1 protein-coding gene and 1 pseudogene are annotated in these 553 nt (G+C 46.5%); one reads left to right on the top strand and one right to left on the bottom strand.

All coding sequences use genetic code 11. The annotated features are described in order from the left end of the window. On the top strand, window positions 1–361 hold a 361-nt coding region (locus ABS768_RS17735; protein WP_408076263.1), incomplete at its 5' end, for an SDR family NAD(P)-dependent oxidoreductase. 52 nt (window positions 362–413) lie between these two features. Here ABS768_RS17735 and ABS768_RS17730 read toward each other — a convergent pair. Beyond that, window positions 414–553 (bottom strand): annotated as a pseudogene (locus ABS768_RS17730) (recombinase RecA); the annotation flags it as partial.

Raw genomic sequence — 553 nt, 5'->3', positions numbered from 1 at the left:
CCATATTATAAACATTGGGTCTATTGCAGGTAAAGAAGTGTACCCTAACGGAAATGTATACTGCGCCTCTAAGCATGCGGTAGATGCGCTTAACCAGGGCATGCGTATGGACTTAAACCAATATGGCATACGCGTGGGGGCCATAAACCCCGGGCTGGTTGAAACTGAATTTAGCGAAGTACGCTTTAAAGGCGATACTGAACGCGCAGGCAATGTGTATAAAGGCTATGAGCCGCTTAAAGCAGAAGATATTGCAGACATTATCACCTTTGTGGTTACGCGCCCCTACCATGTAAATATTGCTGACTTAACTGTGCTGCCAACCGCACAGGCCAGCGCAACTATGGTTAAAAAGGGGTAATAGCCAAAATATGATATAATAAAAATCCCGCCGGTTGGCGGGATTTTCAGTTTTATGAAGTAGCCTCTTTAATGGCTTCCTTGATTTCGATTTCGAGCTCTTCAGACAGTTCGGGGTTGTCTTTAATGAGCGATTTTACCGCATCGCGGCCCTGCCCCAGCTTGGTATCACCGTAGCTGAACCATGAACCGG

Origin of the sequence: Flavobacterium rhizophilum (assembly GCF_046000485.1) — a bacterium.
Lineage (GTDB): Bacteria > Bacteroidota > Bacteroidia > Flavobacteriales > Flavobacteriaceae > Flavobacterium > Flavobacterium rhizophilum.
The sequence above is the reverse complement of the archived record's forward strand: the minus strand, read 5'-3'. Positions and strand labels throughout refer to the sequence as shown.